Origin of the sequence: Pseudomonas paraversuta, assembly GCF_904063065.1 — a bacterium.
Taxonomy (GTDB): domain Bacteria; phylum Pseudomonadota; class Gammaproteobacteria; order Pseudomonadales; family Pseudomonadaceae; genus Aquipseudomonas; species Aquipseudomonas paraversuta.
Window position 1 is genome coordinate 12,557 of sequence record NZ_CAJFCL010000003.1, and the last position, 14,555, is coordinate 27,111.

Sequence of the window (14,555 nt, forward strand, 5' to 3'; positions counted from 1 at the left end):
GTTAGTTGGCCACTACACAGCAACCTCTGCGCGTTACCTGAATCTCTTGATATCGAGCCGGCTTTTCTTTACGCAGCTCCTCCAGCATTGGCAGGGCTGCAGTGGGGTCATTCAACGGCAAGTCTCGCAGAGAGTCGATCTCACAATCCCACCACTTGCTATTCAGCAATTGCGAAATCATTTCTGGTGTATGCCTGTATTTGACTACTTTCGCAGGTAAACCTGCGACTACTGCATAGGGCGGGACATCATGAGCAACCACTGACCGGGTGGCAATTATCGCTCCGGTGCCAACTGTTACGCCTTCCATGATCATCGCACTGTGACCAATCCAGACATCATGGCCAATGGTCACGTCGGATATTTCAGGATCGTAGGTCAATCCTGTGTTGGTGTACTGGAATGGATGAGAGCTGAGCCAGGTGGAAGGATGCCCGCCCTTTTCTTGCCCGATGACACACCCCGTTCCGATAGAGCAGAACCGGCCGATTGAGGAAACCGCGGTAAGGACACAATCACTTCGGATATAGGTGTGGGCGCCGATCTTCAGGTTTTTAGGCTCAATGATCATATGCCCCAGAGATACGCCTTCCTCCAGACGCAAGGTGCTTCTTTTGTGCAGTGAATGCAGGCCGCCAGAAACTTTGCATTTGTGCTTGCGAATCCAGTTCTTCCAATATCGGTTTCTGATGTAATTAATAATTATTTTCATGGCAGTGATCGCTGGCTTCTAATGCAGGACGTGTCTCACTGTGCATTTGTTTCAATGTGTTACGCAATGGAGGTAGTGATTTTTTGTCCCCGTCACGGGGCATTCAACCTCTAGGTCGGTGAAGGTATCGAATATCTGGGCAGTGTCATTGATGGGGGTCAAAAGGGGGCGTAGTTGATCCTGCGCGATGCCAGTAGTGCCCGTCGGTCAGAAAAAAAGCCTTTATCTAAACCTTTGTGGTCATGGGCCTTCAGATTCAGTGCAGGGAATAAACCTGCCTTTTTCTGGAGGACGTTATGAAACACCTGATTGGCCCTAAACGCTTCGTCGCAGGCTGTGCCCTTGCATGTGCCCTGGTGGTGGCGGGTACCGCTGTAGCAGCCAGTCCGGCCAACTTCGTGGATGAGGCATCTGCGGCCGGGATAGCCGAGATTGAAACCAGCCGTATGGCGATTGGCAAAACGTCTTCAACGGATATAGAGAGCTACGCCGTGGAGATGATCAAGGACCATACGGATGCCAACCGGGACTTGAAAGAACTCGCGCAAAAGCACGATCTGCAAGTCTCGACCGACGAGCAAATCCTGGGTAAGGCCAAGAAGCTGATGCTGCAAATACAGGAAGGCGACTCATTTGATGCCGCCTATGCCGCCAATCAGGTCAAGGCCCATGAAGAGGCCATTGAGTTGTTCGAGCAGCAGATCAAGAACCCTGATTCTCCCGAATTGAAGGCTTTCGCCGAAAAATACCTGCCCAAACTCGAGATGCACCTGGTGATGGCCAAGAAGCTGGTGGACGCCCATCACAAATCTTGAGCCGCACTCCCTGAATCTTGCAAAACCCTGTGGGAGTCTGGCTTTGCAGCGATGCGGGCAACAGGTTTTGCCTGAGCCCGCGGGGTGAACCCGTCTCGGGAAAGCCAGCTCCTACAGACCTGCTGCTGGCAATGGAGGTTCAGGGTTTTGGTGTGGTTGGCGGCGCAACCGGGTCGCTGCCAATCGGGCCATTGCCATCAGTATTCATCCCTCCCTGACGTCCGGGGTCATCGCCCTGCACCCGTGGGTCCACTGATGGATGGTTAGGCACGTCGGCGTCGTTATGAATCTTGGAGTCGAGATTGATGGTGGGCTTGACGTCCTGGCCGGAGGGCGGCTCGGTCGGTTGTATCGGCACGGTCGGGCCAGTGGAGGAGTCGGCCAGGCTGGTGGCGGATACCACACAGAGTGCGGCGGCCAGCGACAGGATTTTGATCGATGAGCTAATCATGGTTGCGTCTCCAGACAGTTGGGAGTCGTACCTGATATTGGTGTGCTGGCGCGGGGGATTAGTGCGATGCAAGCGACGAGCGGTGACGGGGTGACCCTGCACCGCTGGCGAGGCTCTCAGACTGCGATGTCATTCAAGCCGCAGTATTCTTCCCAGCTCATCTCCAGGGCTTCGGCCACTTCTTGATGGACTTCAAGGCGCATGGCTTCGAGCTCCTGCGGCGAGCGGGCGATCAGTTGCAGTGCCAGCTCCCAGGCTTCAATACCCAGATCGTCGGCGGCGCTCTCGAATGCCCAGAGAATTTGTTGCTGTCGATCTTCAGCGCTGAGTTCTTTCATCTCCTCGAGCAGCTCGGGGTGCGCTTTGATGAAAGTGTCCAGGGCCAGTTCGTTACGGGATTCTTTAGGGATCATGCGGCGTCTCGAAGCAGTAAGACGGCCCGCGTGGGCGGACCGTTTTCAGGTGGGATACGCATCCTAGCGAGTTCGCCCGGTGATGAAAAGTGCCGCAACCACCCTTAGGCGACGGGCTGCAGCCTGCTTTCCTGCTGCAAGGCATAGCCCCATACCGCCAGTGCCAGAGTTGCCACCGCCGCGCCGACGATCACAATGCCGTTCCAGCCATAGACCGGATAGGTCTGCGCGCCTACCAGAGAGCCCAGTGCGCCACCAATGAAATAGCAGGTGATGTAGCCGGCGTTGAGGCGATTGCGGGCGGCCGGGCGGACTTTAAACACCGCATTCTGGTTGCTGACGTGCACCAGTTGCACGGCAAAATCGAGCACCAGTACACCAATCAGCAGTGCAAGCAATGAGTGGCCGGCAAACGCCATGGGCAACCAGCACGCCAGCAGGGCCAGCAAGCCGACGGTGGTGGCCAGTTGGCCTTTGCCGCGATCGGCCATGCGCCCGGCCCAGTTGGCGGCCACCGCCCCGACAGCGCCTGCCAGGCCGAACAGGCCAATGATCGCGTCCGAGTAGCTGTAGGGCGGCACGGCCAGCAAAAAGGCCAGCGGAGTCCAGAACAGGGCGAACAGCGAGAAGGTCAACAGGCCCAGGATCGAGCGCAGGCGCAGCACCGGTTCTTCGACAAACAGCTTGAACACCGACCCCAGCAGTTTCGGGTAGCTCAGGCCTGCGCTCTGGTGATGGTTGGGCAGCGCGCAAAACAGGGCGATGGCGCTGACTGTCATCAAGGCTGCAGCCACCAGATAAATGGTCCGCCAGTCACCCGCCGAAGACAGCGCCCCTGCTACGGTTCGGGCCAGCAATATCCCCAGCAGCAGGCCGCTCATCAAAGTACCCACTACCCGGCCCCGGCTCTGCGGGTCTGTCAGGCTGGCGGCCATTGGCACCAGCACCTGGGCGGAAACCGAAAACAGGCCGGTCATCGCCGTGCCGACCAGAAGCCAGGGCAGTGAAGGTGCGAATGCACTCAATAACAGGCCCAGGGCGCTGAGCACGGTCATGCTGACGATCAGGCGGCGTTGTTCGAACAGGTCGCCCAGCGGCACCAGCAACAACAGGCCGGCACCGTAGCTGAGTTGCGCGGTGATCACCACGGTGCCGGCGCTGCTCATGCTCAAGCCCAGTTGCTGGGCGATGGTGTGCAGCAAGGGCTGGGCGTAATAGTTACTGGCGACAGCCAGGCCGGTGGCGGTTGCCATCAACAGGATCAGGGCAGTGCTTAAAGGTTTGGTAGCAGCAGAAGAAGCGGACATTGACTGTCTCGTTGGCATGGGAAGACGATCAAGTATCGGGACTGCCTGTCATGGATGTCACTGAATATGTCCAGGATTTTGATTTTTAAACGACAAGGCACCTCAGTGAGGCAATGCTGTTCACTTCAAAAGCTGCTCTCTCAACTGCAGAAGCGAGCTTGCCTCGCGATGGTCTCGAAAGCGCCGTGTTTAACCGCTAAACACGCATTCCCGTTAACAATCATCGCGCGACAAGCTCGCTCCTGCACAGACAGGCGCCCCCTGAGGGGCTTGGTAGTTAGTTGCGACGGCCCAGCAGCAGGCCGACCACCAGCCCGAAGCCGGCCGAGATGGCCACGGTCTGCCACGGATGGCCGCCAATGTAATTTTCGGTGGCATCGACCACAGGTTTGGTGCGTTCACGCACGTTGCTCACCGAGTCGAGCGCCTGCTTGAGCTTGAGACCTACCTGGGCACGCAGGGTTTCGCCTTCCTCGCCGAGCAGGGACGCACTGTCCTTGAGCAGCTTTTCAGATTCGGTAATCAACAGTTGCAGCTCACTGAATGCCTGATCCTTGATTTGATCTTCAGCGGCTTGTACGGCGTTTTTTCGAGCCATTGCGGTACTCCTTGCAGGTGAAAAGAGAGATGAATAATGGAGTCAACCCAATGCTAAAAAGTTGCATCTGTTTTGGGGCCGATTGTGTGTCCGAGGTGAGAGCGTAGTCAAAAACCGGAGTAAGGCACTGCTTTGGAGGGTGTAAGATGTCGTCTAATTTACGCCGCAGGAAATTCCCATGAGCTTCAACCTCGCCAACAAACCCCTCGCTGAGCGTGCTGCGCTTGAAGATGAAAAGTCCCGTCTGTATGACCTTTGGCAGAGCAATCTGGGCAAGGCCAAAGGGGATGCGGCGCGTTTGTTCGGCGAGCGCGCCAAGCGCAAGGGCAAATGGGCTGAGTGGGTGCGTTCGGAGCTGGACGCGATGTCCCCGCCGGAATACGCCAACATGGTGCGCAGCGAAGTCAATCGCCTGATGGCCGCCAAGTAACGCCCGGCCGGGCTTTTGATCTTGATCTGCTGGCACCGCCACCCGGCCTCCCGTGACGGGCACCCGCGTCTCTGCGGATATCGAGTGGCAACAGGGCGGCGCTGCCTACTCGACCTCGCAGACAGTAAAGTCCTGGCTGACGCCGGCTATGTTGATGAGCACCTCATCCTCCGGCTGCTTGCCCAGTAACGCCGCGCCCAGCGGCGAGCGCGGGGTGATGACGGTAACGGTTTGCCCGTCCTGGACAAGCTTGAGCCCCGCGGCATCCGGAGCGAGAAATAGCCATTGCCCGCTGCCGTTCCCGGCCTCCAGATTGACCAGCGCCCCCACTTCAATCCCTTGTGCGGGATTGAATGGCGCGAGCACCATCGCCTGGCAGTTTTTCAACGCCTGGCGGATTTCTTCAACCCGGCGCGCCTGGCCTGTCGCCAGATAGGACGCTTCAAGCCCCAGGGTGTCGTACTTGTTCTCGGCGATATTCTCCGCGTGGGTGGCGGCTTCATAGGCGGTTTGCGCTGCCCGCTGGAGCACATCAAGATCGATTTCGAGCTTTTCCAGCATCAACAGGTACACAGCGTTCTTGTTCATAAGGGGCGGTTTTTCACGGGGGTCATGACGGCAATCGGCGATTGTCGCACGAGTACCCGGCAGATTAATCCGCCTTAAGCCTTCTGTACGCGTCGAATAATGCGGACAATCAGCCCTTTGAATGTTGGAGCCCGGAATGAAAGCCTCCTGGGATATTTTTTGCAGTGTGGTCGATAACTACGGCGACATTGGGGTGACCTGGCGTCTGGCCCGGCAATTGGTGGCCGAACATCAGCAGTCGGTGCGGCTGTGGGTCGATGATCTGTCGGCATTCGTGCCGCTGTGCCCCGAGGCCGACGCCACGGCGGCGCAACAGATGCAGCAGGGGGTCGAGGTGCTTCAGTGGCCCGGGCAATGGCAGTCGGTGGACGTCGCCGATGTGGTGCTGGAGGCCTTTGCCTGCAAGCTGCCTGAAGACTATTTGCAGGCCATGAAAGCGCGGAAAAAGCCGGCGTTGTGGATCAATCTGGAGTATTTGAGCGCGGAAGACTGGGTCAGCGGCTGTCACGGTTTACCCTCCCTGCGCCCGGATGGCTTGAAACGGATGTTCTTTTTCCCCGGGTTTGGTGAAGGTACCGGTGGTCTGTTGCGTGAGGCCGATTTGCTCGCCCGCCGGCGCGCCTTTGAGCAGGACCCCCAGGCCAGACGGGCATTTTTGCAAGGGCTTCGGGTGTTTCCTGAAAGTAGCGCGCGGCTGGTTTCTTTGTTCGCCTATGAAAATGCCGGGCTGGCCAGTTGGCTGGACGCCATGGCCGCGGGCAGTGTGCCGACCCACCTGCTGGTGCCCCAGGGGCGAATCATGGGGGATTTGCTGCGCTGGCTCGAGGTCAATGAGCTGGCACCGGGCAGGGTCGAGCAGCGGGGAGCACTGAAAGTCCAGAGCTTGCCGTTCGTACGCCAGCAGGATTACGACCACCTGTTATGGAGTTGTGATTTCAATGCGGTGCGCGGTGAAGACTCGTTCGTCCGCGCGCAATGGGCCGGGCGGCCGCTGCTTTGGCATATCTATGAACAGGAAGAAGACGCGCACTGGGTCAAGCTCAATGCCTTTCTGGACCTGTATGTAAAAGATCTTTCTGCGCCCGCCGCTCAAGCCTTTACCGGCTTGTGGCACGCCTGGAATGCCGGTTCAGACATGGCGCAAAGCTGGAATTTGCTGCTTGAACACTGGCCCGAGATCACTGCGCACTCTGAACGATGGTGTCTGCAACAGTCATTGCAAGCAGATCTTGCGCAAGCGCTAGTACTGTTTTATAGAAATTGGATATGATACGCGGCCTAGATTTTTGTAAATCTCATTCCAAATTCGGATACTCGCAATGAAAACTGGTAAAGAGCTTAAACCCGGTACAGTCATCAAGCTCGAAAACGACCCTTGGTTGGTTCAGAAAGCTGAATTCACCAAGTCCGGTCGTAACAGCGCAATCATGAAGACCAAGCTGAAAAACCTGCTGACCGGCTACAAGACTGAAATCGTATACAGCGCTGACGACAAGCTCGAAGACGTGATCCTGGATCGCAAAGAAGCGACCCTGTCCTTCATCAGCGGCGACACCTACACGTTCATGGACACCACTGACTACACCATGTACGAGCTGAACGCTGAAGACATCGAAGCCGTTCTGCCGTTCATCGAAGAAGGCATGACCGACGTTTGCGAAGCGATCTTCTTCGAAGAGCGTCTGGTTTCCGTAGAGCTGCCGACCACTATCGTGCGTCAGGTTGACTACACCGAAGGTTCCGCTCGCGGCGACACTTCGGGCAAGGTGATGAAGCCTGCCAAACTGAAAAACGGTACCGAACTGAGCGTTGCAGATTTCGTTGAAATCGGCGACTGGATCGAGATCGACACCCGTGACGGTGGCTCCTACAAGGGCCGCGCCAAGGTTTAAACCTGGCGTCAACCGTACGATGATAAAGCCCGGCCCCATGGCCGGGTTTTTTTTGGCCGGTCAAAAGCCCCGGTTTAGAGCTTTGCCGCGTGCAGGGGACTGGTTAGCATGGGCGCTTCTGAAGAGGGACCATAATGCTGACCGATTTTGCAATGTATACAGCCCTGGGTATTGCTCTGGGGGCGATGGGCGGGTTGTTCGGAATTGGCGGCGGCCTGATCGCAATTCCGGTTCTGGGCTTGTGGTTCGGCCTGGATCAGCAAATCGCGCAAGGCACCGCTTTGGTCATGTCGGTGCCCAATGTGTTTCTCGCGCTGTACCGTTATCACCAGCGCAATAAAATCGATCTGCGCCAGGCGTTGCCGTTGGTGTTGATGAGTTTTTGCTTCGCCTGGCTGGGCGCCATGCTCGCCGTTGGAGTGGATGCGCGGGTTATTCGCTGGGGGTTTATCGCCTTCTTGCTGGCAATTACCCTCTACAACCTGATCAAGCTGTATCGCTTGCCTGTAAAGCCGGTGGCCCGCTCAGGCCGTGGCTGGCCCTGGTTCGGAGTGCTGGGTGCGGTGGCGGGCACTACCGGGGGCTTGTTTGGGGTTGGCGGCGCAGTGGTGGCTGCGCCGGTTCTGACCAGCGTCTTTGGCACATCGCAAGTGGTGGCCCAGGGCTTGTCGCTGGCCCTGGCAGCGCCAAGTACCGCCGTTACGCTGTTGACCTACGCGGTGCATGACGAGGTCAACTGGATCATGGGTCTGCCGATGGCTGTGGGCGGGCTGTTGAGTATCAGCTGGGGAGTCAGGCTGGCTCACGCTCTGCCGGAACGCATGCTGCGCGGTTTGTACTGCGCCTTTTTGCTGCTGTGCGCGGGGCTGCTGGCGATTAAAGCTTAAAGCCTTCGACGATGTATTCGGCAAAGCACTCGATGATGGGCGAGGTCACGCTGTTGGGCTTGCGCAACAGCACAATGCTGGCTGAGGGCAATAGCGGCAGGTTTTCGGCCTCGCCAATAATCCGCAGATCGGGGGTCAGCAGGCTTTGCAACTGGGCGGTCACCGCCAGTCCGGTACTGACCACCGCGTTGATCGCTGCCAGGCTGGCGCTGGTATAGGCCACCCGGTATTCACGCTGCATGATATCCAGCGCATTGCAGGCCCAGGTCCGGCAGAAGCAGTCGGTATTGAACATTGCCAGTGGCAGCGGCGTTTGCTCGTGGGGCGAGAAGCCCTGGGCCACCATCCATACGAAGCGCTCCTGCCGCAGGATCTGGCCCACTTCGGTGCCGGGTTCGCGGGTCACGATAGTCAGGTCCAGATCATTGCGTTGCAGCAGTTGCACTGAGGGTTCGCAATGCACTTCGACGTTGATCAGCGGGTAATCCTGGGCAAAGCGCGACAGCACGCCGGGCAGAAAGCGCATGACGTAATCATCGGGTGAACCGATTTTGACTGTGCCCACCATATGCGGCTGACGCAGGGTATTGAACACCTCGCTGTGCAGTTTAAGGATTCGCCGTGCATAGCCGAGCAGTACATGGCCTTCGGGAGTGAGGCTGACATTGCGCCCGTCGCGCTGGAACAACGCGCATTTGAGCACGTCGTCTTCGAGCCGTTTCATCTGCATGCTGACCGCCGACTGCGTGCGATTGACCACTTCGGCGGCGCGAGTAAAACCGCCGTGATCGGCAATGGCGGCAAAGGTACGCAACAGGTCGGTATCGATACTGGGGAATTCGGCCATTGATCAATCTCACAGATGTATCGCATAAGAAACATTCGTTGGATTGATCTTAAGCCCGGGCAGAAACTTGAGCCATCCCTACGGAGGTCTCAAGTGATGAAAGGTCAAAAAGGTTTTGTCTGGATCGCCCGGCCAGTCAGTCAGAAGTCTTGGGCGCAAAAGGTGATGGCTGTGATTGCCCGCTGGTACCAGCTGTCGCGCCAAAGGGCGCATCTGCGCCGGATCAGTGATGCGACGCTTAAAGATCTGGGGCTGAGCCGGGCGGATATAGAATCCGAAAGTCATCGGGCTTTTTGGGATGACCCGTTCAACAAATAAGCTTGCCGGTAAAGGTCCAGAGCCCCTGCGGGAGCCGGCAAGCCGGCTCCCGCAGTTCGTGCACAAGTCAGGCGGTTCAGCGTTTGACCTGTTTCAGCGTTTCGGCAATCAGGAACGCCAGTTCCAGCGACTGGTCGGCGTTCATGCGCGGGTCGCAGTGGGTGTGGTAGCGGTCCGACAAACCGTCTTCGGTGATGGGCTTGGCCCCGCCAATGCACTCGGTGACGTTTTGCCCGGTCATCTCGATATGAATCCCGCCGGCATAGCTGCCTTCGGCTTCATGGACCTGGAAGAACTGCTTCACTTCGCCAAGAATCTGCGCAAAGTCGCGGGTCTTGTAGCCGCTGCTGGCCTTGATGGTGTTGGCGTGCATCGGGTCGCAACTCCACAGCACTTTCTTGCCTTCGCCTTCAACCGCACGGATCAGCTGCGGCAGGTGGTCGCCAACCTTGTTGGCGCCCATGCGCACGATCAGGTTGAGGCGGCCCGGGTCGTTGTCGGGGTTGAGGATGTCGATCAGGCGCAGCAGTTCTTCGGTATTCATGCTCGGGCCGACCTTGACCCCGATCGGGTTGTTGACCCCGCGCAGGAACTCGACGTGGGCACCGTCGAGCTGGCGCGTGCGGTCGCCGATCCACAGCATGTGCGCCGAGCAGTCGTAGTAATCGTTGGTCAGGCTGTCGCGCCGCACGAAGGCTTCTTCGTAGTTCAGCAACAGCGCTTCGTGGGCCGTAAAGAAGCTGGTTTCGCGCAGTTGCGGCGAGCTGTCCATGTCGCAGGCGCGCATAAAGGCCAGGGTTTCGTCGATGCGGTTGGCCAACTGGCTGTATTTTTCCGCCAGTGCCGAGTTGGCGATGAAGTCCAGGTTCCACTTGTGGACCTGATGCAGATCGGCAAACCCGCCCTGGGCAAAGGCGCGCAGCAGGTTCAGGGTGGCCGTGGACTGGTGGTAGGACTGCAGCAGGCGCTCCGGGTCGGGTACGCGGCTTTTTTCATCGAAGCCGATGCCGTTGACGATGTCGCCGCGATAGGCCGGCAGGGTCACGCCATTGATCGTTTCATCGTTGGCCGAGCGCGGTTTGGCGAATTGCCCTGCCATGCGCCCGACCTTGACCACCGGGCAGCCAGCAGCGAAGGTCATGACGATGGCCATCTGCAGCAGCACTTTGAAGGTGTCGCGAATCTTGGCCGCCGAAAACTCGGCAAAGCTTTCTGCGCAATCGCCACCCTGTAACAGGAACGCCCGACCTTCAGTGACCTCGGCAAACTGGCGGCGCAGTTCACGGGCTTCACCGGCAAACACCAGTGGCGGATAACTCGCCAGGCTTTGCTCCACGCGCAGCAGGTGAGCGGCGTCAGGGTAGCGGGGTTGTTGCTGGATCGGCAGGGCGCGCCAGCTGTCAGGGCTCCAGGGTTGGCTCATTGCAGACTCTAGTATTGGAAGGGGATGGCCCATGTTAGCAGCAATTAGTGCGTGACCTGTTGCGCCGCAATGGCCGACAATCGGCGCTTTCTGCTCGGCGCCGAGTGGTTGTTTTTTAGAGCGATGCCCGGGTTGTGCCGGGACGCGGCAAGGAGAGGAAATGTCTGAGGAGCGCGTTGAGCGTCTGCTCGCTGAAGTTCATGATGACTTCGGCATGATTCGGGTACTGGAGGTAGCCGACTACCGCTTCCTCGAGTTTGGCGATGCGATCGAGCAAAGCTGTGTTTTTACCGCTGACCCCAGCTGGCTGGAATACGACTACACCCGCGCCATGCTGATCGGCGCGTTGTGTCATGAGGCGCCTGAAAGCGCGCTGTTTCTGGGGCTTGGCGCCGGAACCCTGACCCAGGCCTGTCTCAAGTTTTTGCCCCTTGAAGATGTTGAAGCCATCGAGCTACGACCGGATGTACCGCGCCTGGCCATTGAATACCTGGGGCTGGACGATGACCCGCGGCTGTATATCCGCATCGGAGATGCCCTGGAGCTGCTGGACAGCGCGGAGCCTGCGGACCTGGTTTTCGTCGACCTCTACAACGATCTGGGGCCGGCTACCGGTCACCTGGCCTGGAAGTTTCTTGAAGACTGTCAGAAAAAACTGTCCGCCAATGGCTGGCTGGTGATCAATCAATGGGCGACCGATGACGGCAAGCCACTGGGGGCCGCCTTGCTGCGCGGTTTGTATCACCGCCATTATTGGGAGCTGCCGGTGAAGGAGGGCAACGTCATCCTGCTGGTGCCGTCCGATCTGGATCAGACTCTGGATATCGACGCGCTCACCGCCCGGGCCCAGGCCCTGGCTCCGCGTCTGGGCTACTCACTGGACTCGCTGATCAAGGCGATTCGCCCGGCCACCTGAGGCCCGGCGATGAAACGTTTTAGCGTTTGCCCCAGAAGGGGCAGGCGCCAGGGGATTTCACAAAGGCGAAAATATTGCCAAAGCCCGGTATGCAGAGGCATACAGACGAGTTGGTCTTAAAAAAACACTTCTTTTTTTTGATAAATCCGGTATAGTGCGCGCCGGCCTTTAGCCGGGCCACGTTTAGGTGTCGCATTTCCCGAAGCACGCTTCGGCTGCTCGTCCGTTTCGCGGACAACCCTGAACGCTCCATTCATTTAACGTTTTCGCAAATCCCCGCCGACAAAGCAGCCAGGGCGACTCTTGAGTCTTACACGGCATGCGCAGCTTTGGAGCATGGGTCTTTGCGGATGCACTTAGAGGCAGACCCATGACCCAGGAAACCGGCGGCTTCGCCGCTTTTAATCTTAATCCGAACATTCTTGCAGCTGTCATTGCGACTGGCTACGAAGAACCTTCGGCTATTCAGCAGCAATCGATCCCGATCATTATGGCCGGTCACGACATGATTGGTCAGGCGCAAACCGGTACGGGTAAAACCGCCGCGTTCGCCCTGCCGATCCTGCATCGCATCGATCCTGCTAAGCGCGAGCCGCAAGCCCTGATCCTGGCGCCAACCCGTGAGTTGGCGCTGCAAGTAGCAACCGCTTTCGAAACTTATGCCAAGCAAATGCCTGGCGTTACCGTTGTGGCCGTTTACGGCGGCGCCCCTATGGGTCCACAACTGAAAGCAATCCGTAATGGCGCACAGATTGTTGTCGCCACTCCGGGCCGTCTGTGCGACCACTTGCGTCGTGACGAAAAAGTATTGGCAACCGTGAACCACCTGGTTCTCGACGAAGCTGACGAAATGCTCAAGCTGGGCTTCATGGATGACCTTGAAGCGATCTTCAAGGCTTTGCCTGCTACCCGTCAGACCGTATTGTTCTCGGCTACCCTGCCGCAGTCGATCCGTGCCATTGCCGAACGCCATCTGCGCGATCCGCAACACGTAAAAATCCAGACCAAGACTCAGACCGTTACCGCGATCGAACAGGCTCACCTGTTGGTTCACGCTGACCAGAAGACCTCGGCTGTATTGAGCCTGCTGGAAGTCGAAGATTTCGACGCCCTGATCATGTTCGTACGTACCAAGCAAGCGACCCTGGATCTGGCAAGTGCCCTGGAAGCCAAAGGCTATAAAGCTGCTGCGCTGAACGGTGACATTGCTCAGAACCAACGTGAGCGCGTTATCGAATCCCTCAAGGATGGCCGTCTGGACATCGTTGTAGCGACCGACGTAGCGGCTCGTGGTCTTGATGTTCCACGTATCACTCACGTGTTCAACGTTGACATGCCTTACGATCCAGAGTCCTACGTTCACCGTATCGGCCGTACTGGCCGTGCAGGTCGCGAAGGTCGCGCGCTGTTGCTGGTAACTCCGCGTGAGCGCCGCATGCTGCAAGTGATCGAGCGTGTAACCGGTCAAAAGGTTGCTGAAGTCCGCCTGCCGGATGCTCAAGCTGTTCTCGATGCCCGCATCAAGAAGTTGACCAACAGCCTGACGCCACTGGTTGCTGACGCTGAATCGACCCACGGTGATCTGCTGGATCGCCTGATTGCCGATATCGGTTGCAGCCCGCGTGCTCTGGCCGCTGCCCTGTTGCGCAAAGCTACCAACGGTCAGGCTCTGACTTTGGCTGCGATCGAGCGCGACCGTCCACTGGTGCCGAACAGCGCACCGCGTGAGCGTTCGTCCGAGCGTACTGGCGACCGTCCGGATCGTGGTGATCGTGAGCGTCGTGCTCCGGTTCCATTGGCCGAAGGTCGTGCCCGTTGCCGTACTGCGCTGGGTGCGCGTGACGGTATCGCTGCCAAGAACCTGCTGGGCGCTATCCTCAACGAGGGTGGTCTGGCACGTGAAGCAATCGGTCGCATCCAGGTGCGTGACAGCTTCAGCCTGGTAGAACTGCCGGAAGTTGGTCTGGAAAGCTTGCTGGCCAAGCTCAAAGACACCCGCGTTGCCGGCAAGCAGCTCAAGCTGCGTCGCTACCGCGAAGATTAATCACTGCCTGGCTGTGATTGATCGCTAAAAAAATCCCCGACTGGTTCGGGGATTTTTTTTGCCTGCAAATTGAGGCGCGGGCGACATAAAACTCTATGGGCGGGTGTGCGTGGCCTCACCCGAACCGGTAAATATCCATCCCCAGTGCGCCCAGCGTCCAGCCCTGGTGGGCAATGCTGAAGGAGCCGCCTGCGCCGCGGGCGAAGTACAGCGGCAGAAGATGTTCGTCACTGGGATGATTTTTGGCGGCAAAAGGCGCCAGTTGCCGGTACTGGTGCAGGGCCGGTTGGTCATCGGCGGCAAGTTTTTCGATCATCCAGTCGCGAAAGGATTGGGCCCAGGGCTTTATGCTTTCCGGGCCCGCGTGCCAGTCCAGCTCGCGCAGGTTGTGGGTGATGCTGCCCGAGCCAATGATCAGGATGCCTTCGCTGCGCAAGGTTGCCAGTGCGCGGCCGATTTCAGTCAGGCCCCCTGGCCCGGGCTGACCGGGCAATGAAACCTGAACCACGGGAATATCGGCCTGCGGGTACATCAACGACAGCGGCACCCAGGCGCCATGGTCAAAGGGCCGCTGGGCGTCCAGCCGGGCAGGCAGGCCGTGCCCGGCGAGCAGTTCAACAATGCGTGCGGCCAGGGCGGGGTCGCCGGGGGCCGGGTATTGCACGGCATACAGTTCAGGCGGGAAACCACCGAAGTCATGCCATGTTTCGGGCGCAGGGTGGCTGGCTACCCTCAGGTCGCTGGTTTCCCAGTGTGCAGACACCAGAACAATGGCTTTGGGGCGGGGGAGTCCGGCTGCCAGACGTTTGAGTGCCGGGCCGCTGGCACCAGGCTCGAGTGCCAGCATGGGAGAGCCGTGGGAGATAAACAGGCTGGGCAGCATGGCAGGGGTCCTCAGGGTTAAGATGAACCAT

17 protein-coding genes are annotated in these 14,555 nt (G+C 58.5%); 8 read left to right on the forward strand and 9 right to left on the reverse strand.

Annotated elements, in window-relative coordinates:
- Nucleotide 1: 1 nt before the first annotated feature.
- A complete protein-coding gene (locus tag JQ845_RS06170; RefSeq protein WP_158525117.1) occupies nt 2–712 on the reverse strand; it encodes a CatB-related O-acetyltransferase in 711 nt (236 codons plus the stop codon).
- Nucleotides 713–1,008: 296 nt separating this feature from the next.
- Between JQ845_RS06170 and JQ845_RS06175 the strand changes: the two genes are divergently transcribed.
- Nucleotides 1,009–1,527, forward strand: coding sequence for a DUF4142 domain-containing protein (locus tag JQ845_RS06175; RefSeq protein WP_003446544.1), 519 nt, complete (start codon nt 1,009–1,011; stop codon nt 1,525–1,527).
- A 139-nt stretch (nt 1,528–1,666) separates the two neighbouring features.
- On the opposite strand, the gene JQ845_RS06180 is transcribed toward JQ845_RS06175, so the two are convergent.
- From JQ845_RS06180 to JQ845_RS06195, 4 genes are all read right to left on the reverse strand, one after another.
- A complete protein-coding gene (locus JQ845_RS06180) occupies nt 1,667–1,978 on the reverse strand; it encodes a hypothetical protein (protein WP_003446546.1) in 312 nt (103 codons plus the stop codon).
- Nucleotides 1,979–2,094: 116 nt separating this feature from the next.
- On the reverse strand, nt 2,095–2,391 hold the full coding sequence (locus JQ845_RS06185; RefSeq protein ID WP_003446549.1) for a DUF6388 family protein: 297 nt from the start codon (nt 2,389–2,391) through the stop codon (nt 2,095–2,097).
- 104 nt (nt 2,392–2,495) lie between these two features.
- Nucleotides 2,496–3,698 carry an MFS transporter gene (locus JQ845_RS06190; RefSeq protein ID WP_003446551.1) on the reverse strand — a complete coding sequence of 401 codons (1,203 nt, stop codon included), beginning with the start codon at nt 3,696–3,698 and terminating at the stop codon, nt 2,496–2,498.
- Between the two features lie 277 nt (nt 3,699–3,975).
- A complete protein-coding gene (locus JQ845_RS06195) occupies nt 3,976–4,296 on the reverse strand; it encodes an ElaB/YgaM/YqjD family protein (protein ID WP_003446552.1) in 321 nt (106 codons plus the stop codon).
- Between the two features lie 178 nt (nt 4,297–4,474).
- On the opposite strand from JQ845_RS06195, the gene JQ845_RS06200 reads away from it, so the two are divergent.
- Entirely contained in the window at nt 4,475–4,726 is a 252-nt protein-coding gene (locus tag JQ845_RS06200; protein ID WP_003446553.1) for a hypothetical protein, read from the forward strand.
- 105 nt (nt 4,727–4,831) lie between these two features.
- Here the strand turns inward: JQ845_RS06200 and JQ845_RS06205 are convergent, their stop codons facing one another.
- The gene (locus JQ845_RS06205) at nt 4,832–5,314 is read right to left on the reverse strand and encodes a GreA/GreB family elongation factor (RefSeq protein WP_161720040.1); all 483 of its coding nucleotides are present in this window, start codon (nt 5,312–5,314) and stop codon (nt 4,832–4,834) included.
- 136 nt (nt 5,315–5,450) lie between these two features.
- Here JQ845_RS06205 and earP point away from each other — a divergent pair, with 136 nt between their 5' ends.
- The 3 genes from earP (at nt 5,451) to JQ845_RS06220 (ending at nt 8,093) form a co-directional block, all read left to right on the forward strand.
- Complete coding sequence (earP, locus tag JQ845_RS06210; protein WP_203008769.1) at nt 5,451–6,584, forward strand: elongation factor P maturation arginine rhamnosyltransferase EarP; 1,134 nt, start codon at nt 5,451–5,453, stop codon at nt 6,582–6,584.
- 49 nt (nt 6,585–6,633) lie between these two features.
- Nucleotides 6,634–7,206 carry an elongation factor P gene (locus JQ845_RS06215; RefSeq protein WP_003446557.1) on the forward strand — a complete coding sequence of 191 codons (573 nt, stop codon included), beginning with the start codon at nt 6,634–6,636 and terminating at the stop codon, nt 7,204–7,206.
- Nucleotides 7,207–7,340: 134 nt separating this feature from the next.
- Nucleotides 7,341–8,093, forward strand: a complete 753-nt coding sequence (locus JQ845_RS06220; protein WP_003446559.1) for a sulfite exporter TauE/SafE family protein — start codon at nt 7,341–7,343, stop codon at nt 8,091–8,093.
- On the opposite strand, the gene JQ845_RS06225 is transcribed toward JQ845_RS06220, so the two are convergent.
- Entirely contained in the window at nt 8,083–8,940 is an 858-nt protein-coding gene (locus JQ845_RS06225) for a LysR family transcriptional regulator (RefSeq protein WP_003446564.1), read from the reverse strand. The genes JQ845_RS06220 and JQ845_RS06225 overlap by 11 nt on opposite strands.
- A 96-nt stretch (nt 8,941–9,036) precedes the next feature.
- Between JQ845_RS06225 and JQ845_RS06230 the strand changes: the two genes are divergently transcribed.
- Nucleotides 9,037–9,258, forward strand: a complete 222-nt coding sequence (locus JQ845_RS06230) for a DUF1127 domain-containing protein (RefSeq protein ID WP_010656831.1) — start codon at nt 9,037–9,039, stop codon at nt 9,256–9,258.
- Between the two features lie 76 nt (nt 9,259–9,334).
- Here the strand turns inward: JQ845_RS06230 and JQ845_RS06235 are convergent, their stop codons facing one another.
- Nucleotides 9,335–10,681, reverse strand: coding sequence for a class II 3-deoxy-7-phosphoheptulonate synthase (locus tag JQ845_RS06235; protein WP_203008770.1), 1,347 nt, complete (start codon nt 10,679–10,681; stop codon nt 9,335–9,337).
- 160 nt (nt 10,682–10,841) lie between these two features.
- Here JQ845_RS06235 and JQ845_RS06240 point away from each other — a divergent pair, with 160 nt between their 5' ends.
- Both JQ845_RS06240 and JQ845_RS06245 read left to right on the forward strand, forming a co-directional pair.
- Complete coding sequence (locus tag JQ845_RS06240) at nt 10,842–11,597, forward strand: spermidine synthase (RefSeq protein ID WP_127195833.1); 756 nt, start codon at nt 10,842–10,844, stop codon at nt 11,595–11,597.
- Between the two features lie 370 nt (nt 11,598–11,967).
- Nucleotides 11,968–13,641, forward strand: coding sequence for a DEAD/DEAH box helicase (locus JQ845_RS06245; protein ID WP_003446572.1), 1,674 nt, complete (start codon nt 11,968–11,970; stop codon nt 13,639–13,641).
- A 115-nt stretch (nt 13,642–13,756) separates the two neighbouring features.
- Here the strand turns inward: JQ845_RS06245 and JQ845_RS06250 are convergent, their stop codons facing one another.
- The gene (locus tag JQ845_RS06250; RefSeq protein ID WP_203008771.1) at nt 13,757–14,524 is read right to left on the reverse strand and encodes a DODA-type extradiol aromatic ring-opening family dioxygenase; all 768 of its coding nucleotides are present in this window, start codon (nt 14,522–14,524) and stop codon (nt 13,757–13,759) included.
- Between the last annotated feature and the right edge of the window lie 31 nt (nt 14,525–14,555).